The following is an 833-nucleotide window of genomic DNA, read 5'->3' as shown; positions in this document are numbered from 1 at the left end:
ATGGCGGGGAATCGTCCGGCGGATTGGCATGTCCTGGACTTGGACAAGGATCCGACGCCCGGTGATCCGGACCGGGTTCGGAACTTGGCCAAGAACCTGCACGATTTCGCCGACGACGTGTCGAAGGTGCTCCGCGACATCAAGGGGATGGCGGGCGAGGACGCGATCCTCACCTGGGCGGGCAAGACCGCGGAGTCCTTCACGGCGGAGTTCGAGGACGCGCCGGGCAAGCTGAAGAAGCTCAAGAAGAGCTACGAGATGGCCGGCGACGCCCTGTCGACGTACTGGCCCGAGCTGGAGCGCGCCCAGGCCCTCGCCGACAAGGCGCTGGTCAAGGGCCGTGAAGCACAAGGGGACTTGAGCAGCGCCCAGACCCGTCTCACCTCCGCCGACTCATGGATGGACAAGGCGGGCAAGGAAGCCGACAAGTACAAGGACGACGACGGCGGCACCAAGGCCGGCAAGGACGTACCCAAGCCGGACCCCGACAAGGTCAAGGCCGCCACCCGCAACGCCAACTCCGCCGAGAAGGCCCAGACGGCCGCCAAGTCCGACGTCTCCGCCGCCAAGAGCAACCTCGACGCCGCGAAGAAGATGGCCGAGGACGCCCGCAAGATGCGCGAGGACGCGGCGGGCACGGCGAAGAAGAAACTCGAAGACGCCTCCGACGCGGGTATTCAGAACCGCAAGTGGTGGGAGGAGGTCGGGGACTGGGTCACCGACAACTGGGACACCATCGTCGCCGTCTGCAAGGTCGTCGTCGCCGTCCTTGGCGTCATCGCGATGATCATCGGCGGTCCGATCCTCGGCGCGATCGTCCTCATCGCCGCCCT

The 833-nt window shown here is 66.4% G+C and carries 1 protein-coding gene; it reads left to right on the top strand.

The genetic code is table 11. The features are described from left to right. On the top strand, nucleotides 1-833 hold an 833-nt coding region (locus AC5P1C_RS43865; protein ID WP_493871596.1), incomplete at its 3' end, for a putative T7SS-secreted protein.

It is taken from the genome of Streptomyces sp. A18, from assembly GCF_059026065.1.
The sequence above is the reverse complement of the archived record's forward strand: the minus strand, read 5'-3'. Positions and strand labels throughout refer to the sequence as shown.